This window comes from Microthrixaceae bacterium (assembly GCA_016702505.1).
Taxonomy (GTDB): Bacteria; Actinomycetota; Acidimicrobiia; order Acidimicrobiales; family Iamiaceae; genus Aquihabitans.
This window is the reverse complement of the sequence record JADJDU010000003.1, coordinates 620,797-643,761: the sequence shown is the minus strand read 5'-3', so window position 1 is coordinate 643,761 and position 22,965 is coordinate 620,797. Positions and strand designations below refer to the sequence as shown.

The 22,965-nt window shown below is 65.6% G+C and carries 21 protein-coding genes and 3 pseudogenes; 14 read left to right on the top strand and 10 right to left on the bottom strand.

Translation table 11 applies throughout. The features are described from left to right. The first annotated feature begins 807 nt into the window (after window positions 1-807). From IPG97_06090 to IPG97_06070, 5 genes and pseudogenes are all read left to right on the top strand, one after another. Window positions 808-1,392, top strand: a complete 585-nt coding sequence (locus tag IPG97_06090) for a site-specific DNA-methyltransferase (protein ID MBK6856125.1) — start codon at window positions 808-810, stop codon at window positions 1,390-1,392. 611 nt (window positions 1,393-2,003) lie between these two features. Then, a pseudogene (locus IPG97_06085) lies at window positions 2,004-2,689 on the top strand (type III restriction endonuclease subunit M). Window positions 2,690-2,698: 9 nt separating this feature from the next. Further along, window positions 2,699-4,376 (top strand): annotated as a pseudogene (locus IPG97_06080) (putative DNA binding domain-containing protein). A 149-nt stretch (window positions 4,377-4,525) separates the two neighbouring features. Further along, window positions 4,526-7,611: pseudogene (locus IPG97_06075) on the top strand (DEAD/DEAH box helicase family protein). Between the two features lie 66 nt (window positions 7,612-7,677). Beyond that, window positions 7,678-9,315, top strand: coding sequence for a DUF262 domain-containing protein (locus IPG97_06070; GenBank protein MBK6856124.1), 1,638 nt, complete (start codon window positions 7,678-7,680; stop codon window positions 9,313-9,315). A 307-nt stretch (window positions 9,316-9,622) separates the two neighbouring features. Here the strand turns inward: IPG97_06070 and IPG97_06065 are convergent, their stop codons facing one another. From IPG97_06065 to IPG97_06045, 5 genes are all read right to left on the bottom strand, one after another. Continuing rightward, a complete protein-coding gene (locus IPG97_06065) occupies window positions 9,623-9,889 on the bottom strand; it encodes a hypothetical protein (GenBank protein MBK6856123.1) in 267 nt (88 codons plus the stop codon). Further along, window positions 9,889-10,293, bottom strand: coding sequence for a hypothetical protein (locus tag IPG97_06060; protein ID MBK6856122.1), 405 nt, complete (start codon window positions 10,291-10,293; stop codon window positions 9,889-9,891). The genes IPG97_06065 and IPG97_06060 overlap by 1 nt, the downstream gene beginning before the upstream one ends. Before the next feature lie 12 nt (window positions 10,294-10,305). After that, on the bottom strand, window positions 10,306-11,370 hold the full coding sequence (locus tag IPG97_06055) for a DUF222 domain-containing protein (GenBank protein MBK6856121.1): 1,065 nt from the start codon (window positions 11,368-11,370) through the stop codon (window positions 10,306-10,308). A gap of 499 nt (window positions 11,371-11,869) precedes the next feature. After that, entirely contained in the window at window positions 11,870-12,220 is a 351-nt protein-coding gene (locus IPG97_06050; GenBank protein ID MBK6856120.1) for a DUF86 domain-containing protein, read from the bottom strand. Next, window positions 12,210-12,515 carry a nucleotidyltransferase domain-containing protein gene (locus IPG97_06045; GenBank protein MBK6856119.1) on the bottom strand — a complete coding sequence of 102 codons (306 nt, stop codon included), beginning with the start codon at window positions 12,513-12,515 and terminating at the stop codon, window positions 12,210-12,212. The genes IPG97_06050 and IPG97_06045 overlap by 11 nt, the downstream gene beginning before the upstream one ends. Window positions 12,516-12,548: 33 nt before the next feature. On the opposite strand from IPG97_06045, the gene IPG97_06040 reads away from it, so the two are divergent. From IPG97_06040 to IPG97_06005, 8 genes are all read left to right on the top strand, one after another. Continuing rightward, complete coding sequence (locus tag IPG97_06040; GenBank protein ID MBK6856118.1) at window positions 12,549-13,271, top strand: metallophosphoesterase; 723 nt, start codon at window positions 12,549-12,551, stop codon at window positions 13,269-13,271. 157 nt (window positions 13,272-13,428) lie between these two features. Further along, complete coding sequence (locus tag IPG97_06035) at window positions 13,429-13,719, top strand: hypothetical protein (protein ID MBK6856117.1); 291 nt, start codon at window positions 13,429-13,431, stop codon at window positions 13,717-13,719. Further along, window positions 13,716-14,417 carry a hypothetical protein gene (locus IPG97_06030; GenBank protein ID MBK6856116.1) on the top strand — a complete coding sequence of 234 codons (702 nt, stop codon included), beginning with the start codon at window positions 13,716-13,718 and terminating at the stop codon, window positions 14,415-14,417. The genes IPG97_06035 and IPG97_06030 overlap by 4 nt, the downstream gene beginning before the upstream one ends. Then, on the top strand, window positions 14,402-14,728 hold the full coding sequence (locus IPG97_06025) for a hypothetical protein (protein ID MBK6856115.1): 327 nt from the start codon (window positions 14,402-14,404) through the stop codon (window positions 14,726-14,728). Before IPG97_06030 ends, IPG97_06025 begins: the two co-directional genes overlap by 16 nt. Before the next feature lie 161 nt (window positions 14,729-14,889). After that, entirely contained in the window at window positions 14,890-15,114 is a 225-nt protein-coding gene (locus IPG97_06020; GenBank protein ID MBK6856114.1) for a type II toxin-antitoxin system VapB family antitoxin, read from the top strand. Then, on the top strand, window positions 15,111-15,515 hold the full coding sequence (locus tag IPG97_06015; protein MBK6856113.1) for a PIN domain nuclease: 405 nt from the start codon (window positions 15,111-15,113) through the stop codon (window positions 15,513-15,515). Before IPG97_06020 ends, IPG97_06015 begins: the two co-directional genes overlap by 4 nt. A gap of 20 nt (window positions 15,516-15,535) precedes the next feature. Further along, window positions 15,536-15,967, top strand: coding sequence for a hypothetical protein (locus tag IPG97_06010; protein MBK6856112.1), 432 nt, complete (start codon window positions 15,536-15,538; stop codon window positions 15,965-15,967). Continuing rightward, window positions 15,933-16,166 carry a hypothetical protein gene (locus IPG97_06005; GenBank protein ID MBK6856111.1) on the top strand — a complete coding sequence of 78 codons (234 nt, stop codon included), beginning with the start codon at window positions 15,933-15,935 and terminating at the stop codon, window positions 16,164-16,166. The genes IPG97_06010 and IPG97_06005 overlap by 35 nt, the downstream gene beginning before the upstream one ends. A gap of 47 nt (window positions 16,167-16,213) precedes the next feature. Here IPG97_06005 and IPG97_06000 read toward each other — a convergent pair whose 3' ends face one another. Together IPG97_06000 and IPG97_05995 are read right to left on the bottom strand one after the other, a co-directional pair. Continuing rightward, on the bottom strand, window positions 16,214-16,675 hold the full coding sequence (locus IPG97_06000) for a hypothetical protein (protein ID MBK6856110.1): 462 nt from the start codon (window positions 16,673-16,675) through the stop codon (window positions 16,214-16,216). A gap of 3 nt (window positions 16,676-16,678) precedes the next feature. Beyond that, the gene (locus IPG97_05995; GenBank protein MBK6856109.1) at window positions 16,679-17,446 is read right to left on the bottom strand and encodes an SDR family NAD(P)-dependent oxidoreductase; all 768 of its coding nucleotides are present in this window, start codon (window positions 17,444-17,446) and stop codon (window positions 16,679-16,681) included. Window positions 17,447-17,595: 149 nt separating this feature from the next. Here IPG97_05995 and IPG97_05990 point away from each other — a divergent pair, with 149 nt between their 5' ends. After that, window positions 17,596-18,348, top strand: a complete 753-nt coding sequence (locus tag IPG97_05990; protein MBK6856108.1) for a hypothetical protein — start codon at window positions 17,596-17,598, stop codon at window positions 18,346-18,348. An 86-nt stretch (window positions 18,349-18,434) separates the two neighbouring features. On the opposite strand, the gene IPG97_05985 is transcribed toward IPG97_05990, so the two are convergent. The 3 genes from IPG97_05985 to IPG97_05975 are packed head-to-tail and all read right to left on the bottom strand — an operon-like array spanning window position 18,435 to window position 22,855. Next, entirely contained in the window at window positions 18,435-19,433 is a 999-nt protein-coding gene (locus IPG97_05985; GenBank protein MBK6856107.1) for an aldo/keto reductase, read from the bottom strand. Further along, window positions 19,430-20,815: a beta-glucosidase gene (locus tag IPG97_05980; protein ID MBK6856106.1), complete on the bottom strand. Its 1,386-nt coding sequence runs from the start codon at window positions 20,813-20,815 to the stop codon at window positions 19,430-19,432. The genes IPG97_05985 and IPG97_05980 overlap by 4 nt, the downstream gene beginning before the upstream one ends. Window positions 20,816-20,851: 36 nt before the next feature. Beyond that, window positions 20,852-22,855 carry a penicillin-binding protein gene (locus IPG97_05975; protein MBK6856105.1) on the bottom strand — a complete coding sequence of 668 codons (2,004 nt, stop codon included), beginning with the start codon at window positions 22,853-22,855 and terminating at the stop codon, window positions 20,852-20,854. Window positions 22,856-22,965 lie beyond the last annotated feature (110 nt).

Here is a 22,965-nt window from a genome sequence, read left to right as displayed (position 1 = left end):
GAGCTTGTGTTGGTAGAAGCCGGATCGGCTCGCACGATGATCGCGCCACCCCACCGGCGCTTCGACTCGTGCCAGCAGTTCGTCGATGAAGCGGATGATCCTCGGGCGGTGTTCCGTGGAGCCTTTGCGCAGCGGGCGTGGAGACTTCGCCGGTGTCCGCGCGGGTCGCCAGCAGCGGAACGGGTGGTAGCCCAGCGCCTTGGTGTAGCCGTAGGCGGCGCCAGCCCGGCGAGCCAGGACCTCAGATCGTGGAGTCCAATCGACAATCAACGTCGCGGTCGGGCCCGCCTGGCACCCCCAGGCCCGCTTGATGGCTGCAGACGGCGGCTCGAGTTGGCGGATGGCGGTGTGAAGGACCGGAAGAACGTGCCCAGCGTGGAGGGGGCCATCACCCGATGGCCGAGCACCGCCGGTCGCCCCCGGCGAGCCGGCTGGTGTCGTCGATGCAGTCGGCGCCGCTGATCATGGCGTGGGATCAACGTGGCGGCCTTGCGGCTCGGTCGGGCGCCGCCTACCCGACCGGCGAGCGCACCGCTCGATGATCAGCGCTTCGAGCCCCAGGTAGCGGGCCGCGACCGTGGCCACCAACAACAGCCTGGCATCCGCGACGAGCGCTCGTCATCGAAGGTCATCACCCGGATCCGGTCGATCCCGTGGTTGATCGTCACCGAAATGCTCCTGTAGCTGGTAGGCGATGGTGGCCTCGAGAACCGTCATCGTCCCAGCGTGGGAGGCACTTTCCGCGAGACGCGACCGTCAGACCCTCGCCTCGATCGGCGGATCCAGGCTGAGTTGTTCCCGAACGTGATGACCGAGTCGCTGGACGCCGACGGCAAGGTCGTCCGCGCCATCGACTTCGACGCGCTCCGGCAGGAGCTGTCAGATCACGTCGTCGACGGCCCTCGCGAGCGTTACCAGCTCGACTGGCCTGGCAAGCGAGCTGCTGCGTTTGCTGCCAACGCGCCGATCGCCAAGACTCTGCGCCCCGTGCGCGAGGAGTCGGTGGACTTCGACACCACAAAGAACCTCTTCATCGAGGGCGACAATCTCGACGCCCTCAAGCTCCTCCAGGAGTCCTACCTGGGCAAGGTCAATCTTATTTATATTGACCCACCCTACAACACCGGCAATGACTTCATCTATGAAGATGATTTTTCCGAGACGTCCGGCGAGTATCTGGAGCGGTCAGGTCAGAAGTCTGAGACAGGCGACCGTCTCATTGTGAACACGGAGACGACCGGCCGATTCCACTCCAAATGGCTCAGCATGCTGTACCCGCGACTGAAGTTGGCGCGTCGCCTGCTGGCTGACGACGGTATCGTGATCGCCGCGATCGGTGATCACGAGCATACGAACCTTCGATCTCTCCTCGATCAGGTCTTCGGCGCCTAGAACTTCATTTCAGACGTCGTCTGGCAAGGTGGTCGCAAGAACGACTCTCGCTATGTCTCCAACGGCGCCGACTACATGCTGATCTACGCGGCACGAGGTGCGCCTTAGCGAGCTCGGAGTTCGGTGGCGCGAGCCCAAGGTCGGTCTCGATACTGCGCTAAAGAAGGCGGCTTCTATCTGGTCGACGCGTCAGAGCGATGACGAAGCCTCGGCCCTATGGAAGGCCTGGCTCAAGAGCAAGAAGGCGACTGGCGAGATCACCGATTCGGTGGCGCGGTATGACCAGCTCCAGCGGGGGACTGGCCGACCCATGAACACCTACGGAAACATCACGTGGCCAGGTGGGGGTGGTCCTACCTACGATGTCCTTCACCCCACGTCAGGCAAGCCGGTCTCGCTTCCGAAGCGTGGCTGGCTCTTCCAGAAGGATGAGATGGATCGTCGGATCGCCGAGGGAAAGATCTGGTTCGGTTCGGACGAGTCCGCGATTCCTCGCGGCATCTCCTTCTTGGATGAGAAGAGCGATCAGGTCGCTATCTCGGTGTTCGAGCAGGACCGCAAGGCCGCTAGCACTGACATGCGCGACCTAATGGGCGAGATTCTCTTCGACAATCCGAAGGACCGGCGTGTCCCTTGCGCGCTGGTTTCGTCTCGTTACGGACCAGAGGAAGGATGCCATTGTCCTCGACTTCTTCGCGGGCTCGGGCTCAACTGGCCACGCCGTCATGGATCTCAACGCCGCGGATGGCGGCCATCGCCAGTACATCCTCGTTCAGCTTGGTGAGGCAGTTGACCACCCGGACTACGAGACGATCGCCAGCGTTGCCCGCGAGACACTTCGTCGCTGGTGAGCGAGCAACGCACGATGCCGGGCCCCTGGGCACCCACCTCGACGCCGGCTTCCGGGTGCTGAGGATCGACACGACCAACATGGCCGGCGTCCTGCGGACTCCGGACGAGGCTGCAAAGGATCAGCTGGAGCTGTCGGTCGAGAGCGTCAAGGCGGGCCGGTTGGGGAGGATCTGCTCTTCGAGGTGCTCCTCGGCTGGGGGCTTGAACTTTCCCTTCCCATCGCTGCCGAAGCGGTCGACGTGTACGAGGTGTTCGTGGTCGACGATGGAGCCTTGATCGCGTGCTTCGACAAGCAGGTCAGCCTCGACCTCGTGCGGGAGATCGCCAGCCGTGGGCCGCTACGAGCGGTGTTCGGGACTCGGGCTTCGCCACCGACGCGGATCGGATCAACGCCGAGCAGATCTTCCGCGAGCTGTCGCCGGCGACCGACGTGAAGGTGATCTGAGGCCACCGCATGGAACTGGCCGAGCTCAGCGACCTCCTCGATCGGATCCTCGCCCAGTGGGAGAACGAGGTCGTCGAGTTCAAGGCGGCCCGCGAACAGTTCTCGGCTGACAAGACAGGGGCCTACGTCTCTGCGCTGAGCAACGAGGCCAACCTCCGCGGGCTGGCATCGGCGTGGTTGGTGTTCGGGGTGTCGGACAATCAAGAGGTCGTCGACACCACCCATCTCGCCAGCCTCGAACAACGCCAAGCGCTGAAGCACCAGGTCTTCGAGGGCACCGACCCGAGCCTCACCATCCGCGAGATCCACGAACTCGATCGAGACGGACGACGCGCCGTCCTGGCCGAGATCCCGGCCGCACTCGCGGCATCCCGATCTCGTGGAAGGGCGACTACCGCGCTCGAGCCGGCGAGAGCCTCGTGCCGCTTTCGCTCGACAAGCTGGATCAGATCCGGTCCTGGACCATTGCCACCGACTGGACTGCGGTGGTTGTGCCCGAGGCGACGCTGGCCCACCTCGACCCGGCAGCCATCTCCCGAGCCCGTCAGGGGTTCGCGGAGCGGCACGCCCACGCATCACTGCCGCCGACGTCGACGCGTGGGGACGACCAGGCCTTCTTGGAGAAGGCCGGCCTGCTGCGCGATGGCCAGATAACGCGAGCCACGTTGCTGCTCCTGGGGGCCGGGACGTCAACCCACCTGCTGAATCCCCACCCCGGCGAGATGACCTGGAAGCTGGTCGGCGAGCAGCAGGCCTACGAGCACTTCCACCTGCCGTTCCTGCTGACGGCGACCGCCCTGGCTAAGCGCATCCGCAACGTGCAACTCCGGCTCCTTCCGCCCGACGAGCTGATCTATCGGGAGATCAGCAAGTACGACGGCCTCAGCATGCTCGAAGCGCTCTACAACTGCATCGCTCACCAGGACTACGCCCAGGGCTCGCGCGTCATCGTCACGGAGCACCCCGACCGGGTCGAGTTCATCAGCGTCGGCGAGTTCTACGACGGCGCTCCCGACGACTACGCCGTCGAGGTGCGGACCCCACGCAAGTACCGGAACCCGTTCCTGGTCGAAGCAATGACGGAGCTCAACCTCATCGACCATCTGGGCTTCGGCATCCATCGGATGGTGCGAGAGCAGGTCCGCCGCTTCCTTCCGCTGCCCGACTACGACCTCGAGACCAATGCCGGTGAGGTGAAGCTCACCATCCCCGGGGCGGTCATCGACGAGGCCTACTCCAAGATGCTCATGGTCCGCACCGACCTTCCCCTCGAGGACGTGCTCGCCCTCGATCGCGTGCAGAAGGGCCTTCCCATCCCGAACGAGGCCATCGCCCGACTCCGCAAGGCGAAGCTGGTCGAGGGCCGCAAGCCACGGGCTCTACGTCTCGGCGACTGTCGCGGACGTCACCGACACTCGAGCCGAGTACATCCAGACCAGGGCACTCGATGACGACTACTACGCCACCCTGATCATCGAGTACCTCCACCAAGTTCGAGCTCGCGCCTCGCTCCGAGATCGATGCCCTCCTCCGAGGCAAGCTGCCAGACGGCCTGTCAGAGGTTTAGAAGACGAACAAGGTTCGCAACCTGCTGTCCAGGCTCCGACGGGAGGGCCGTGTGGAGAGCATCGGCGGTACGCGTACCGCCCGGTGGCGCCTGCGCCTATCCGAAACTTCGGAGGGATGAGTGGGATCCGTGCTCGATCGAAGTTGGCAGAAAGCTGGTCTGACCTGGTGTTTCTCCGCTCACCGTTTCGGATACGACGCCGCAGGATCTGACGTCGGTATCTGTAGCTATCCGTATCGAACCGAAGGCCGGACAGCCAGGGGTGCTGAGTGAAGCTGCAGTTCAAGGTCCAGGAGTACCAGACGGACGCAGTCGACGCCGTGGTCGACTGCTTCGCCGGACAGCCCAAGGTCGACGGCGTGTCGTACCTCATCGACCCCGGCAAGGCTGCCCCGCAAGCTCAGCCGGCCCTCGACCTCGGCGAACGAGCCGACGCCGGCTTGCGCAACGCGGAGATCGCCCTCGGTCCCGCGCAGCTCCTCGCCAACGTGCACTCCGTCCAGAAGGCGGCCCATCTGCCCCTCGCAGCCAAGCTGGTCGACTCCAAGGCCGCTCCCGGTGCGCCGAACCTCGACGTCGAGATGGAGACCGGCACAGGGAAGACCTACGTCTACATCAAGACGATCATGGAGATGCACCAACGCTACGGGTGGAGCAAGTTCATCGTTGTGGTGCCCAGCATCGCCATCCGCGAAGGCGTGAAGAAGAGCTTCGAGGTCACCGCCGAGCACTTCCAGCAGGCCTACGGCACCAAGCCTCGGGCGTTCATCTACAACTCGTCGCAGCTCCACGAGATCGAGCGATTCAGCTCCGACGGTGGCGTCCAGGTGATGATCATCAACATCCAGGCCTTCAACGCCACCGGCAAGGACAACCGGCGCATCTACGAAGAGCTCGACGACTTCCAGTCCCGACGCCCCATCGACGTGATCGCCGCCAACCGCCCGATCGTCATCATCGACGAGCCACAGAAGATCGGGGCTGACAAGTCCCTCGCCGCGCTGTCGAACTTCAACGCCTTGATGGTCCTGCGGTACTCGGCTACCCATCGAGTCGAGCACACCAAGGTGCACCGACTCGATGCCCTCGATGCCTACAACCGGAAGCTGGTGAAGCGCATCGCGGTGCGGCATCGCCGTGAAGGGCCTCGCCGGTACGAGCGCCTACCTGTACCTGGACCGCATCGAGGTGAGGAAGGGCGCGAACCCCCGCGCCCAGGTCGAGATCGAGGTACAGGCGAAGTCCGGTGCGATCACCCGCCAACCCAGGTGGGTCGACAAGGGAAGCCGGCTCCACGACCTCTCCGGTGGCCTGGAGGCGTACAATGAACTGGTCGTCGTCGACGTGGACGCGATCCGCGACATCATCGAGCTGAGCAACGGAGATGTCGTTGCCGCCGGCCAGATCTCTGGAAGCGACGTCACGGAGGACTCCAAGCGTCGCATCCAGATCCGCGAGGTGATCGCCTCACACCTCGACAAGGAACGCCAGCTCCACGCCCAAGGGATCAAGGTCCTGTCGCTGTTCTTCATCGACGAGGTTGCCAAGTACCGCGACTACGAGCGTGAGGACACCCTCGGCGACTACGCCCGCTGGTTCGAAGAGGAGTACGCGCAGGCGGTGACTGGCATGCTCGGCGAGCTGGCGCTCGACCCTGCCACGGAGGCCTACCAGGACTACCTGCAGCGCGACGACGCCCGCCAGGTCCACGAGGGCTACTTCTCCATCGACAAGAAGACCAAGCACCAAGTCGACCCGGCCGTGAAGAAGACCGGCGACGAGAAGGGCCAGTCGACCGACGTCGATGCCTACGACCTCATCCTCAAGGACAAGGAGCGCCTCCTCTCGCTCACCGAGCCCGTCCGCTTCGTGTTCTCCCACTCGGCGCTCCGCGAAGGATGGGACAACCCCAACGTGTTCGTCATGGGGATGCTCAAGAAGAGCGACAACACGATCTCGAGGCGCCAGGAGATCGGACGGGGCCTCCGCCTCGCCGTCGACCAACACGGTGAGCGCCAGGACCACCCGGTCACGGTGCACGAGATCAACGAGCTCACGGTCGTCACCGACGAGTCCTACACGGACTTCGTCGCCGGGCTCCAGAAGGAGATGGCGGCGTCGCTCGCCGCTCGTCCCCGCAAAGCAACCGTTGAGTTCTTCACGGGCAAGGAACTGCTCGACCCCGAGACCAACGAGAAGGTGGTCATCACCGAGGACCAGGCGAAGAAGCTCCACCACTGGCTCATCAAGCACGACTTCATCGACTTCGACCTCCACCTCACCGACGCCTGGCTCGAGCGTGGGGGAGCCGAACTCCCGGAGATGCCCGCGGGCCTCGCAGCGCTCCACTACCAGGTCGCCGAGTTCATCGACTCGCTCGACGCCGGCTTCCCTTTGCCCTTGGACGGACGCAAGTCGAAGGCCGTCCCCCTCAACCAACGCAATTTCGAGCGGAAGGAGTTTCAGCAGCTCTGGGGCCGGATCAACCACAAAGCCATCTACCAGGTCGAGTTCGACTCCCAGGAACTGATCGCGAAGTGCATCGACACCCTCGACTCGAGCCTTGCGGTGACCTCGCTCCAGTACGTCGTACAGCAGGGGACCCAGGCGGCCGAGCTCGAACACGAGTCGCTCTCCGCCGGCACCGGATTCGCCGTGGACGCGACGACCACCCACACCGAGTCGGTGACGGCTTCGTCGCAGGTCCGCTACGACTTGCTCGGCGAAGTAGCGGAGAAGACCCACCTACTCCGCCGCACCGTCTGCTCGATCCTCCAGGGCATCGCTCCCGCGACGTTCGCCAAGTACCGCCAGAACCCCGAGCAGTTCATCAGCGAGGTCTCCCGACTCGTCAACGAGCAGAAGGCCACCGTCATCGTGGAGCACCTCACCTACGACCCGCTCGACGCCCGCTACGACACGGCCATCTTCACCGAGAACCAGACCAAGCAGGAGTTCACCCACGCCGGCGAGAAGCTCCGCAAGCACATCTACGACTACGTCATCACCGACTCCAAGGTCGAGAGGAAGTTCGTCACCGACCTCGACACCAGCACCGAGGTCGTGGTGTACGCCAAGCTCCCACGAGGCTTCTTCATCCCGACCCCCGTCGGTGACTACAACCCTGACTGGGCGATCGCCTTCGAGGACGGGAAGGTCAAGCATGTCTACTTCGTGGCCGAGACGAAGGGGTCGCTCTCCACCCTTCAGCTCAAGGGGATCGAAGACGCCAAGATCCAGTGCGCCCGCAAGTTCTTCGAGTCGCTCGCGGCCAAGGGGGGACCAAGCGGTCCGCTACGACGTCGTCACCGACTACGGCGAGCTGATGCAGCTCGTCGGAGCACCCGGTAGTTGACCCGTCGCATCGAGACCGACCTGGCAGTCGCCAGCCAGCACGACCGACCCGTTGGAGGGGCCGACGATGAGTAAGGCAGAGTTCAAGGTCCGCGAGTTGGTCGACATGATCGAGCGGGGCGAGTTGCAGCTACCCGAGATGCAGCGTCGATACGTGTGGACCCAGACCAAGGTCCGCGATCTGCTCGACTCGCTCTACCGGGGCTATCCCTCCGGGATCATCCTCGCCTGGAAGGCGCCTCATGGCGCTGAGGTCGAAACTCGGGCCTTCGCCGTCGATGCCAACCCAGATGCCGAGGCTTCCCTGCTGCTACTCGATGGCCAGCAGCGGCTGACGTCGCTGTCGGCCGTCCTGCGTGGCGAGAAGGTCAAGGTCCGCGGGCGCAAGACGCCGGTCGAGATCCTCTTCAACCTGGAGCACCCCGACGAGTTGACGTTCATCACCGAGGTCAACGAGGACGTTGAGAGCGACGACGACTCCGACGATAGCGACGAGGCAGACCTCGACCCGATGGAGAAGGTCAACAAGCGGGCCTTCGTCGTAGCGAGCAACCCAGTGCTGGCCCTACCCAACTGGGTAAGGGTGACCGACGTCTTCAACAGGACCGACGCCGAGATCTTCCAGGGGGCCGGCGTCAGCGGTTTCGACGACCCCCGGTACACCAAGTACTCGGAGCGCCTCAAGCAGCTGCGAGGCATCGCGGACTACATGTACCGGGCTGAGGTCCTCGAACGCGAGAAGTCCTACGAGGAGGTCACCGAGATCTTCGTGCGGGTGAACTCCCTCGGGGCGAAGCTTCGCGGCTCCGATCTCGCGCTCGCCCAGATCACCGCCCGGTGGAAGGGATCGTTGGAGATGTTCAACGAGTACCAGCAGGCAGTTGCGGAACGGGGGTTCGACTACGAAGTGGGTGGCCTCAAGCGGTCCACCCTGGAGGAGGGGTGGCGCAGGACCAAGAGGTGCCTGGACTTCGCCGTCGACTTCGTCCAGGCCAACCTCCAGATCGACAGCCCCACCTTGTTGTCGTCACCTCTGCTGCTGATCACCACCGCATACTGGGCCCACAAACGGGACCTCCACATCGCCCCCGAGGAAGCGACCCAGTTCCGCACGTGGTTCCTCGTCGCCAACGCCAAGGGCCGCTACTCGAGGGGTTCATCGGAGTCGATCCTGGACCAAGACCTCGCTGTCCTCCGGGGCGGCGGAACGGCGGAGGACCTCGCTGACCGCCTCGTGCAGCAGGTGGGGCGGATGGACTTCGTGCCTGGGGACCTTGCTGGACGGACCTCGACGGCTGGCGTGTTCAAGGCCATGTTCCTCCTGTTCAAGGCTTGCGAAGCCAAGGACTGGGCGACGTCGTTGCTCCTCAGCCCGAAGCACGCCAACAGGGCCGACAAGATCGAGTTCCACCACATCTACCCCAAGGCCTACCTCAAGGCCGAACGACCGGAGCTGTCCGACCGGGAGATCAACGACATCGCCAACCTCGCGTTCATCGGCTCGACGACCAACAAGCAGATCAGCGCCAAGACGCCTTCCGTCTACCGGCAGAGCTACCCGCCAGACGCGTTCGAAGCTCAGCTCATCGACTTCGACGAGTGGGGCGAAGAGGCAACGGACTACGAGTCCTTCCTCGCTGCGCGGCGGGTCGCGATCGCCGATGCCCTCAACGAGTTCCATGGGGTCGCCGCTACGGCCAGCTGAGGCAGCGGACGTCTACCGGAATCTCTACCGGATCTCTACCGGACGGGTAGATACGGGGTTGCACTCGTTGGTACGGGTTGGACGGCCGAATCGCGAAACCCCTGCTCAGGGGGTACGGAACGGGACGCAGAGGTACGCACCGATACCCGGTTCTCCAGAGTTCAAGTCCCCCTCGCCCACCACGAACCCCCTGCTCAGCAGGGGGTTCTTCGCTGTCTGGGTGCAGTGAAGAACGGGCGCCATTCCGAACTGATCGACGACCTTCGTCGTCGGTCGTTCTACAAGCACCATCTACGAGCTCGGTCCGCTACGCGGGGAGGAGGTTGGCGTGGCGGAGTTCGTCGATGACCTGGTCGGGGACGCCGATCACGTCGAGGTGGACGATCTCGCGGCCTGAGCTACCGGCAACGATGTCGATGACCCGGGCGAGGAACGGGTCCTCGCTGTCGCCGGCGACGACGACGCTGCCGACCGTGATGCGACCTGGGGTGTCAGCCTCGTCGAGGAAGGTCCACACGTAGCCGGTCGCGTCGATCTGGTGAACGTCGGCGGGGAGCGTGATTCGTGTGGCCATCAGAGTGTCCTCAGATAGTGCGGGTTTACGTGCTCCGGTCCGAGGAGGTCGACCAACGCACGAACACGCTCGTCATCGTACGCCGGTAGCACGATGCTCACATGGGGCGCGGTGAACGTCGCCAACACCGGGAACCCACATTCGATGAGTACAGCAACCGGGACGAAGGCGTAGGTCCGACGGGTACGAAGACGAGGACCGGCCAGCAGGTCGTCGGTCGTTCGGCCCGGTCCGGTGACCTCCGCGGAGATGGCAGCGACTGGATCGCCCCGCAAGGTGAACTCGCTAAGGGTCCGCCCGGCCGCCAAGAGGAGGCCATCGACGGTCAGCGGCCGGCCTCGAATGACGAGCGTCCACTCTCTTGGGTCTTCGTCGCGCAGGTGTTCTTTGATCTGAGTCGCCATGACAGCTCCTGCCTACGGGATGAGGTCGGCGACGAACTCGGCGGCTTCGTCATGCAATGTGGGGCCGATTCGGGCTCGGTTGTGGGGGCCGCAGAGGCGTCGGAGGTTGGCGACGACGGTGGGACCACCTTGGGCGTAGGGCTGGATGTGGTCGTACTGGAGGAAGGTTCGGGCCCGACAGCCCGGGTGACCGCATTCGGGGTTCGTTTCGTCGATGACGCGCTTCTGGCGGCGGGTCGGGGTGCGGCGGCGGGGGCTGGCATCGATCGGTTGACGGTTGGTGTCGACGATCAGCAACGAAACAAACGCGTGAGGTAACAGTTGGGCCACCACGTGGTCGTTGATGGGTGTGCCGTCAGCGAGGGTGGTGGCGTCTCCGCGGACGTGGATCACGACCTCGGCGTCGAGGTTGCCTCCCCCGCCGGTCACGACCGCGGCCAGGGCGTCGGCTCGTTGTTGGGTCAGTGACGCGTCCGCGGGCGCGGCGGACCGGGTGACCTGCGCGTCGATCACCGCGCACACCGCACCGGCGACAGCGGGAGCGAGACGCGCGGTGATGGTCACCATTCCGTCGGGCCCGGTACGCCACGACACGCTGCGCTCCTCGTGTTGGCGACGGGCGATGGCTTCGGGGTCCTCGTGGCGTTGGGACCACGCCGCGATCGCCGCTCCCAGCCGCCCGGCCGGGTTGGTGACCGCCAGATGCAACAAGACGTCAACGTTGGCTTCCGTGAGGTGAGGGACCAGCACCCTGGCTTTGGCGTAGGAGACGTCACCATCGGCCATCGCTTCGGCCAACAGCGGGTAGGTCCGCAGGGCCCGGGCCACCCGAACCTGGGTACGGGCCGTGCCCACCTCGACGTCACACACCTCAGCCAGCCACGCCGCGCACGACAGGGCACCCCAACGCGCCCACAGCCCTCGGGCGTCGAGCTCACCGACCAGCACCAACAACTCGAAAGTGCCCGCCGACAGCCACCCCGCCAGATCGATCAGCTCGGCCTCCAACCGCTCCGCCGGCACATCCGCCAGCTCAGTGGTGAACCTGCCGGTCGTGTCATTCTCCGCCGTGGCCATCGCCATGCCTCCTCGGTCGAGCTCCGCTCGACCAGCCTAAGAAGGAGGTATGACAACGAAGCCTGACCTAGAAGCCAAACAACCGGGATTTCGGCCACTCGCGTGGGTGCGACCACGAGCGGTCTCCCGCACCTGATCATGTGATCGTGCAACGGCGCATGGCCGCGCCCGCGGGCGCGGGCGCTCGATGTGACGAGCGGAACGAACGTCCGACCTCTATCTGGGTCTCTACCGGGATCTCTACCGGGCGAGCAGATAGGGCGATGCACTCGTTGTTACTGGACGAACGTCCGAACCGAGAAGCCCCCGGCTAGTGCGGTACCGAGCGAGGCTGGCTGGTGTGCATTGGCACCAGTTCCCCAGAGCTCAAGTCCCCTCGCCCACCAGAAGGTTCAGGTTCGAAGCGAAGGCGCGTCTCGCCGACTTCCTCGGCGACCGAGAACGGATCCGCCGGGCCGAATTCCGACTCGTAGGTGCCGGCGTCGCGGACCTCCCGCAACTACCTCTGCGGCCCGTCGAGGTCAGCCAACACGATGCGGAGCTGAGCCGTGAAGTGCGGAAGGTCGAGAGTAGTTGTGGCATGGAGTACCGAGATGTCGACGGACCAGTAACCGTGCACGATCCGATTTCGAAGGTCGATCGGTCTGCGCCAGGGGATATCCGCGTACGGCGAGATCGTTTCGGCCGAGAGCTGGGTGATCGCTTCGCCGAGGATCGTCAGGTTCCAGAGGAGTGCGTCCAGCCGGAGCCGGTCGTCTGCCAGTTCGTCGACCGACAGAGAGCCGACGATCTCGATCGATCGAGAGGCCGCCTCGATCGCCTCCTCGAGGAGGAGCGAGTCACGCCGCATAGAGCGGGGTCGCCTGGGCGATGACGATGTCACGAAGCCGGCGGTTGAGATAGCGGCGAGAGACGAGATCGACGCGCCGACCGAGTGCCCCGGTGAGCTCGCTGGCGAGATCCTCGATGTCCCAGCCCAGCCGCGTGCCAGGTTCCAGCTCGTAGAGAACGTCGATGTCGCTCGTGTCACTCATCTCCCCACGGCTGGCGGAACCGAAGACGTCGAGGCGGGCGACGCCATACCGACGGCAGATGTCGGCGAGGAGATCGAGGTCGACATCGATTCCCGGCAGGACCGTGCTCATGGAGACAGGCTACGACGCACGAGAAAGTCGGGTGTGGCCGAGAGCTACCTGAACGACCTCGGGCAGCAAGGACCGTCGGGAAATTTGCTGGGTGGGGTGTTGGGTTCAGGCGGCACGATTGAGGGTGTCATGGCCCGCTTCTTTACCTCCGACCTCCACCTGGGGCACCGCAACATCGCTAGGTTCGAACCAGGGCGCGCCGAATTGGCCCGGGTCGCGCCGCTCACCGGGGCGGCCGACGACAAGACCCAAGCCCGCCTGGACACGTTCCTCATCGACCGGTGGAACGAAACCGTCGGACCCGAGGACGAGACCTGGATCCTGGGTGATGCCGTCATGGGCAGGCTCGACGACACGCTCAAGTCCATGCGTCGCCTCTTCGGCCGGATCGTTCTCGTGCCTGGCAACCACGATCGGGTCTGGAAGGGTGAATCCAGGCGCGATCACTGGTACGACCGCTACCTCGACTCGGGGATAGACGAGATCGTCGACGGCACCACGGCCCTGGAGCTGTGCGATGGCACCGTGGTCGACGTCGACCACTTTCCGTACTGGGGAGATTCCGGTGACACCGACCGACACGAGAAGTGGCGGCCCGTGGACCGCGGCCGGGTGCTGCTGCACGGCCACGTCCATTCCACGTGGCAGACGAACGGGCGAATGGTCAACGTCGGCGTCGACGTGTGGGACTACCGCCCGGTTCCCGAGAGCACGATCGTCGACCTGGTTCACTCCATCGAGCAGGCCGGCACGTAACTCCGCGCCATGTGGCTATTGCCGTCGGCCCAGCCCAGTGCGAGCGACCGGTGCGATGCCGAGGTGCCGAGCCCGTCTGGTGCCGACTTGCCGTGTTCCTCCCTTCGAAGACACGGGGTCGAGGCACCGCGCATCGTTTCTACCTAGAGTCCGATCGATGAGAGTCGGGCGGGTCGGTGCAACTGGGGTCTCACCGACGGTGCTGGGACGGCCGTGCTTCCTGAGCTTCGTGGTGGTGTTGGCGGTCAACGATCACATCCTCAAAGCACGGTTCCCTGGAACCGTGACCGGCAAGCTCAGCGACTTCGCCGGGCCCCTCATGGTCGCCACCGTCATCGCCGTCGTCGCGGGCAGGAACGCCGCCGTCATCATCACCGGGGCCGGTTTGTTGCCCTCAAGACCGTCCCCGGTGTCGCCGAGTCGGCGGCACCAATCCTCGGTGGTGTGACCCTCCGAGACCCCAGCGATCTCGTCGGGCTCAGCGCTATCCCCCTGCTTTGGTACTGGCTCGGTCGGTGCCGTGACTCGACCAGAACAGCGGCACCATGGCCCACCACCGCCCCAGGAATAGCGGTTCCACAACGTCAGCAGCGGGCACCGCTGGCTGCGCCCGTCGGGGGAGCGTTCGTGGCACTCCTGGCCCTGACCGCGACATCGCCGGTTTCGCGGCCCGAGGTGATCGCACTGCGCACCATGGGCTCGACGGTTTACGCCGAGATCGACCAACCCGACTCTTACGGTCAGAGCGAGGTGTGGGCGGTCAGCGATGACGGGGGGCACCAGTGGCGCCGATTGGAGGGAGCCGTCCCCGCGGGTGCGGTCGAGGCCGCCAGTAAGGCCTGTCGCAGTGATGGCCACTGCTTCCAGGCTGTCGGTCACAGCATCGGGCATCGGGCCGCGAACGGAGACCTGGAATCGACCTTCACGTTCAACAAGCGGCAGCGAGCGGTCATCGACTATCGCCGCTTTGATGAGGGAGCCAGCCTCTACGACCTGTTCACCGCAGTGGCGGTGGTGGACCAGAGCGGTACCGATTCGGTCGTCGTGTCGGCCCGAGATCAGGGTGTGGTCGTGGTGGGTGCCGACGGCCACTGGCAGCGGGTGCAGGTACTGGAGCGAGACCTACACCCATGTCGGGCACGATGATTCCCTTCTTCCTGGCCGAGAAGCTCCTCTTCTTCAGCCTGCCGATTGCGGTGTTCACCGTCGTTCTGTCGCTGGCTACCAAGACGGGAAGCGTCTGGCGCCGACTTGGCAACGCCAACGGCACGTTGGTGGCGGCCGGCGCCCTGTGGGGCGTCGGCATGCTCGTGTGGGCGATAGGAACCTTCAACCGGGTCAACCCGATGACGCTTGCTGCTCTCATCGGCGGTGCCGCGCTGATGACCATCGGACTGCCGCTCATCAACCTGCGTCAGGGAAGGAGCCGGGCCGAGGTCACGCCGTCAGCATTCTGACCCGTCCCCGTTGAGGCCCTGTAGCGGGCATCGCGGTGTCACCGAGGCGTACCTGAACGACCTGAGGCGGCGATACCACTCTCCACCTCCATAGCGACCAGGTGAGCTGCGACCATCCGGACCCGCACTTGTGTAGCATCATGTGTAAAGAGGTACACACCATGGCTACGAACCTGGCAATAGACCCCGACCTGTTGGAGCGGGCATTGGCGATCGGCGGAGAGAGGACCAAGAAGGCCACCGTCACCAAGGCGCTCGAGTACATCCAGCGGAGGGCACAGCCCAAGATCAGGGCCTCGCGCGGGCAGTTCGGCGACTGGGACCCAACCTTCGACTACAAGGCGTCGCGCCGTGCTCGTGACCGCAAGCTCGGCTTGACCGAGTGAGCGCAGTCCTGGCCGATACCAGCGCATGGTCGCGCTACCTCCGCAGCGACATAGACGACAGCGATCCCATCGTGTCCCAACTGGACGATCAGCTCGGTGAACGAAACGTCGTCACCACCGGCATCGTCTACTTGGAGCTGTTGCGCGGGTTCACTCGGGAAAGCACACGGGAAATGATCCGGAACCACTTCGACAACGTCCCCTTCGTGGAGCCCACCCGCGAGGACTACGCCGAGGCCTCCAACTTGTGCCTCACGTGTCGCCGGGCCGGAGTGCAGCTCGACTCGGTCGACGCACTGATCGCCCAGATCTGCATCTCCAACAACCTCATGTTGCTCACCGACGACGCCGACTTCACCCGCGGGCCGCCACATTCCTCTCAGCCTCTGGAGCCAGGCTGAACGAACGGTAGAAGGATGTCATGGCTCGCTTCTTCACTTCCGACCTCCACCTGGGCCACCGCAACATCGCCTGCTATGAGGCCGGGCGCGCCCGAGCTGCTGGAGTGGAACCACTCGACGGTCCCGCCGACGACGCCACCCAGGCTCGGCTCGACACCTTCCTCATCGACCGATGGAACGGGACCGTCGGCGCCGACGACGAGGTGTGGGTGCTCGGCGACATCGTCATGGGCAAGCTCGACACCACCCTTGGCCTCATCGGCGAGCTCCAGGGACGGATCGTTCTGGTGCCTGGAAACCATGACCGGGCCTGGCTGGGCAACCCCCACCGCGGCGACTGGTTCGACCGATACCTTGACGCCGGGGGTCGACCGGATCATCGACGCACCAGCCACTATCGAACTGGCCGACGGCACCGTGGTCGGCGTCGACCATTTCCCCTACCAGGGTGACTCCGGAGACCAGGACCGCTACCTCGACTGGCGCCCCGTCGACCAGGGCCGGGTACTGCTGCACGGTCACGTCCATTCCCGCTGGCGTACCAACGGCCACATGATCAACGTCGGGGTCGACGTGTGGGACTACACCCCGCTCACCGAAAACCAGGTCATCGAGGTGGTCACGTCGACACTCGGCGACACCCCCACCTGAAATCACGATCCCGAGCCTCTACCGCCGAGACCATCCACCTGCGGTGGTCATTCGGGGCCCGACCGGCGAGAAGCACCACGGGCCGCCCGGGGAGGCCCGGTCCGTTCCTCTCTCGGTACGCCCAAAAGATCCAGCGTGGCCGACACCTCGGCCACCGCCGCGTCCACATCGGCGTCGGGGCGTTCACCAGCGCGATCGGGAGCCCATCGGGTCATGACGTCGGCCAGACGGTCGAGCGGAACCACGGCCCGCAGCAGCGCCGGAAGAGGGGCCGTGTCTCCGCCCACCACCGCCGCCCACACCGCGGGTCCGTCCTTCTCCAACGATCGGCGCTGGCCCGCCAGGGCGGCATCCACTCGACGCACCACCTCCAAGATCGCCGCGGCCCGCACCGGTTGGGGTTGGGCGTAGCGCACCAGGGCCGCCCGGAGGCTCCAGCCCTGAGCCCGCGGCCACTCGGACAGGTCGACCAGGCGGGCCAGTTCAGGTGGAGCGATCGGGGTGGCCACCGCTCACCGTTCCACGCGGTCCGACACGTTCAGCTTGCGCTGGACGAAGGCGCTCAACGCCGGCGCCACCGTGGCCAAGGTCGAGACCGCCCGCAACTCGGGGGGAGACACGTAGAGCTCCATCGGGTTGGAGGTGATGGCCTTCACCACCGCGGCCGCCACATCGCCGGGAGACTTGGTGCGCACCCCCGGAGGTAGATCGATACCGCCGTTGGCGAACATGCCGGCGTCGCGGATGAACCCCGGCGCCACGTGGGTACAGCCCACCCCGGTTCCCTCCAGTTCTTGGCGGAACGACAGGGCGAACCCTCTGAGCCCGAACTTGGTGGCGTTGTACATGCGAGTTCCGGGGCTGGCAGCCAACCCCGACAACGATCCGACCAGCACGATCTGACCCGGATTGCCAGCTTGTACGTGATCACGGGCGAACCGGGTCGACAACACGATCGGAGCCCGCAGGTTCACGTCGATCGAGAAGTCGATGGAGTCATCGCTGAGGTGATCGAGGCTCGGGTCGTTGCCTACGCCGGCGTTGGCCACCAACACATCGCAGGTGGCGGCCCGATCAGCCACCCTCACCACGTCGTCCCGATCGGTCAGGTCCGCCACCAGCACCTCGGCCCCGGTGTCACTCGCCAAGTCGGCCAACAGCGCCTCACGCCGAGCAGTGACGACCAGGTGGGCCCCGAGCCGGGCCAGCTCACGACACATGGCAGCGCCCAAGCCGCCACTGGCACCGGTGACGAGAATCGTGGATCCGTTGATCTCCATGGTCGGCAACCTAGGTGGCCGCAGACGACGGTGTCACCGAGACCGATCCGACCCCACCTGCCACCGCGGCCAGTCCGGAGGCTCCGATGAGGCATCATTTCGGGGATCGCCGGCGGGAGAGTCGGTGACCCACACCGAAGGGAACGTTCATGAGAACCAGCCGACCAGTCAGCCTCCTGCTCGCCCTCGCCATGGTCACCACCATGGCTCTGGGGGCGTGCAGCTCCGGGGGAGACGACAAGGCCTCAGACAAGACCACCACCACCAAGGGTGAGAGCGGCGGCGAAGACACCGCCACCACCGAAGGTGAAGGTGAAGGCGACGAGACCACCACCACCGAGAAGGAAGACGACGGCGGCGACGTCGAGGTCTCCGCTGACGCCCGGGCCTATGTCGATGCCATGACCGAGTCCATGAAGGGCGAAGAGGACTTCCCGCTGTCAGACGAGCAGACCGAGTGCTTCGCGGCCCGCACCGTGAACACCATCGGCGTCGACACCCTTCAGGCCGCTGGCATCAAGCCCGAGGACTTCGTCTCGGACAACTCGATGGACTTCTCCGAGGTGAAGCTCTCCGAGGACAAGGCCAACGAGATGTTCGACAACTTCGAGAAGTGCGGCATCGACATGCACGAGATGATGCTCGAGTCGATGTCTGCCGAAGAGGAGATGACCGCTGGTCAGAAGGCGTGCATGGAGACCGTCCTCACCGAGGAAAACCTCCGCAAGCTCCTGGTCAGCATGTTCATGGAAGGCGACGAGGGCATGGAGACCAACCCCGAGATGGAAGAGATCATGGGTGGGATCATGGGCTGCGCCTTCATGGGCATGGGTGAAGACATGGGAGGCGAAACCGACGGCAGGGGCGAGGACACCACCACCTCGACCACTGCTGCGGGCTGACCTCAGCCACCACCAGGTTCCGTCCCGGGGGCGGGGGCCACGATCGCATCAGATCCAGCCCCGCCCCCGGCGCGTCACCGATCAGATCAGCCGTGTTGCCAGAGCCGGGTCTTGAGGCCGGCGATTCCCCCAACCCGGACCAGCGCGGCATGGTCCAGCTCGGCCAGTTCCTCAGCGGTCAGATCCCACCCCAGTGCCCCAGCGTTCTCGCTGGCCTGAGCCTGGTTCTTGGCTCCAGGGATCGGAACCGCCCCTTTGGCCATGATCCAGTTCAGTGCCACCTGACTGGGGGTCTTGCCGTCGTGGGCCTCTCCGACTCGTCGCAACACGGCCACAACGTCGTCGACCACCTCCATGGGATGGTCAGAGAAGTTGCGCCGCCCCTGCGGACGATTGTGGGCGTTGTACTTGCCGGTGAGGCGACCCTGCCCGATCGGCGAATAGGCGAGGGGCACCACCCCGAGATCGGCACATGCTGCCAACAGGCCACTCGTCTCGGGGATGCGGCGCAGCAGTGAGAACTCGATCTGGTTGGTGGCCAGGGCCAGGCCCCGCTCAGCCAAGGCGGCGGCCATGGCCTGGGTCTCGCGCACCGAGTAGTTGGACACCCCCACCGCTCGCACCAAACCGGCGCCATTCGCGTCGGCAAGCGCATCGGCCAACGCGGCGTGGCCACGCAGGCTCACCGGGCCGTGGATCTGGTACAGGTCCACAGCCGGCAAACCGAGCCGATCCAGCGATGCCCGTAGCGCCGCCATCAAAGACCGACGGACATCGAGCTTCCACGGCGACGGCATGAACTTGGTGGCGATCTGGACCTTGTCGGCCCGGCCCGGGTCTGCAGCCAGCAACTCCCCGATTATCGACTCACTGCGACCCGCGCCGTACACCTCGGCGGTGTCGAAGAAGGTCGCGCGCATCGATCGAGGCCTCCAGGCCTCACGGATCGTGCCCTCGGTGAGGGCCTGGTCATAGGTGCCCATCCCCCAAGTGGACCGATCCCCCCACGCCCACGTGCCCACCCCCAGGCGGGGGATCGTCACCGAGGACCCGGCCAGAGGCAGAGCCCCTCCGGTGCTGGTCACGCCGTGACCATCGGGGAGTCGGGGATCAGCGCCGGGGCGGGGTCGTCGGTGAGGAACGACTGGAACCAGCGCCCGCTGTCCTTGACCGTCCGCTCCAGGGTGTCGAAGTTGGTGTGGACCAGACCGAATCGGGCGGTGTAGCCCTCGGCCCATTCGAAGTTGTCCATCAGCGACCAGCAGAAGTAGCCGTCCACCGGCAGGCCATCGCGTCGGGCTCGGGCCACCTCGGCCAGGTGGTCCTGGTAGAAGGCCACCCGTCGAACGTCACGCACCCGGCCGTCGACCAGGCGGTCGGGCACGGTCACACCGTTCTCGGTGATCACCATGCGGTGATCACCGGGGAGGTCGTTCACCATCTGAAGGGCCTCGTAGAGACCGTCGGCCTGGATCTCTTGTCCCATGCCCGACACGTCGAAGCTGCGATGGTCCTTGCTGGGCCAGGGCACACCCCACAGGCCCGGCACCGGCACCGGCTTCACCAGCAACCGGCAGTAGTACTGAACCCCGATGAAGTCCCAGTCGACCTTGATGGCCGACTCGTCACCGTTCTTGATGTAGCGCTCGACCGGCCGGATGAACGGCGACACGTCTACGGGGTAGCCGAGCCCGGCATTGGGTTCCATGAAGATGCGGTTGGTGAAGGCGTTGATGACCTCGGCCCCGCGCCGGTGCCGGTCGCTCTGAGAAGCGATTCGCATGGGCGAGACCACATGGGTGGTGCCCACGTTGGAGTTGGTCACCCCCGCCCGGATGGCCTCGGCCCCCACCGACTGACACAAGTTCACGTGGTGGGTGGCGGCCAGCGCCTTGAGCAGGCCCCGTCGACCCGGTGCGTGGTAGCCCGACAGGTAGCCACCGTGGATGAAGCTGCACGGTTCGTTGAACAGCATCCAGTTGGTGACCCGGTCCCCCAGCTTGTCGACCACGGTCGCCACGTACTCGCCGAACCAGCCCACGATGTCACGGTTGACCCAACCACCCCGATCCTCGAGCACCTGAGGAAGATCCCAGTGGTAGAGCGTGGCCCACGGTTCGATGCCCCGCTCCAAGTTGGCGTCGACCAGACGGGAGTAGAAGTCGAGCCCAGCCTGGTTCACCCGTCCGGTGCCGTCGGGCAGGATCCGCGGCCACCCGATCGAGAACCGCTGGGCACCGAAGCCCAGCTCTCCCACCAACGCGGTATCGGACTCGAAGCGGTGGTAGTAGTCGCAGGCCACGTCTCCGTTGGAGCCGTCGCGGATCTTGCCTCGCTTGTGGGTGAACGTGTCCCAGATCGACGGGCTCTTGCCGTCGGCGTCCTTGGCGCCCTCCACCTGATAGGAGGCGTGGGCTACACCCCAGGTGAAATCGGGGCCGAAGTCGGAACGGGTCACGCTTGTCATGGCCGCAATGATGGCCCAGCCGAGCGAGTCCCGTCGTCAGGCCCCCGCCAGAGCGTTCAGGAACCGGGCCGCGACCGGGCCAGCAACGGCACCGCCACCACCACCGTCCTCCACCACGACCGCAAAGGCGACGTCTCCCTGCCAGCCGGTGATCCAGGCGTGGGACCGGGGCGGATCGTCGGTACCGAACTCGGCGGTCCCGGTCTTGGCGTGCACGGGACCACCGGCCACGCCCTGAAGCGCCGAACCGGTTCCGTCGGTGACGACGTCTCGCATCATCTCCCGTAGGGCCGTTACCGCACCGCTGGGCAGGGCCGGGCCCAACACCGGGGCCGGCGCGCCAGGGTCGACGAACAGCCGGGGCAGCAAAGACGAACCGTTGGCCACCGATCCAGCCATGAGAGCCACAGTCAAGGCGCTGGCCTCGACCTTGCCCTGACCGATGGTGTTGGCAGCATGCATGGTCTCGTTGTCGGTGACCGGCACCTCGGTTCCGAACACGTCCATGCCCAGCTCGGCATCGAGGTCCCGGAACCCGAGGAGGCGGGCGGTGTCGGTCAACTGCTGGGAGCTAACCGTGTCGGAGCGGGCCACGATCGTGGTGTTGCAGGAACGGGCGAACGCCCGCCGGAAGGGGACGTCACCCAACGCGAACCCACCCGCATTCTTGAACCGCTTGCCCGCCACCACCGTGGCCGGGCAAGACACGGTGTCATCGGGGCTCAGACCGGCCTCCAGGTAGGTGAGGGCCGACACCACCTTGAACGTGGAACCCGGGGGGTAGCGGTTGAGGAAAGCTCGGTTGTAGCCAGCCGATCCCGCTGGACCGTTGGCCACGGCCAAGATCTCACCGGTACTGACCCTGACCGCCACCAGTGCCACCGGCTGTCCCGAGACGGCAAGGGTGGCATCAGCGGCCAACTGCACCGCCGAATCCAAGGTCACGGTCACGTCGGCGCCGGGCCGACCGGGGTAGTCCTCCAAGGTGGTGACGGCGGCGGCAGCGTCGGTGCTGACGGCCTCGATCCGCATGCCGGGCTCACCGGCGAGCTGAGCGTTGCGGGCCAGTTGCACACCCGACAGCCCGGTGAGATCCCCTTCGACCACCTTGCCTTGCGACGCCGCCGCGATCTCGGCAGTGGCCGGACCAACGGTTCCCAGGACACCTTTGGCGTAGCCGGCGGGTAGGTCCGTCTCGGCGGCCTGTTCGGTGAACACGGTGCCGGGCAGGGGCTGGATCTGGGCGCGGATCAGGTCGTAGGCGGGACGGTCGAGGGTGGCGACCTCCACGAACTCATCGGGCCCGGCCGCGGCGACTCGGGCCACCAGGTCATCCGCGTCCACCCCGGTCAGGCTGGCCGCGGTGCGAGCCGTGGCCTCGGGGTCGGTGGCGCGGCTCTTGCGGATGCCGATGGTCACGGTGCCGCCGCCAGCCACCAGCGGCCGGCCGGTGGTGTCGAGGATGCGTCCTCGACCGACCGGCACCCGGACCAGCCGGACCACACCGCCATCGGCCTCGGCCGGAAACAGCCGGTCGACGCTGAGCGACACCCGCCATTCACGATCCCCGCCCTTGACCTGGGCATCCTCGACCAGGGTCCAGAAGGTGTCATACGTCCACCTCTGGCCACCGGGAAGGTTCCAGGTAACGCCCATGGTGGCCTGGGCGGTGTCTGAGTTCTCACCGGTGCCCCGCTCCACTTCGGAGACCTTCACGGTGGGACGGGTGGCGCCGCCGGTCAACATTCCGGCCAGCATCAGGTCGACCTGTTCTTGGGCCTGGCGGGCGGTGATCGTCGAGTCGGTGACCCGGACTCCGCTGAAATCTCCGCTGGTCACCGCGGCCGCGAATCGATCGGCAGCCACCACCGCCGGATCGGCCACATCCACTCCAGGTCGGGCCGGATCGGCCTTCGAACCCCCGCCACCGTCGGGGTCGCTGTTCTCCAACACCAGATAGGTGGCTCCACCCACCAACGCCAAGATGGCGACCAGGGCGACCATCACCCAGGCCAGCGACCGTCCCTGCCTACCTGCCACCGCTAGACCCTCCAGCCCACGTACTACCCCCGAGAGGCTATCGACCGGGACCCCTCCCCCTGCGGCACCCGACCCTCCCCCATAGGTGCAGTGGCGCGAAGGAGCGCCGG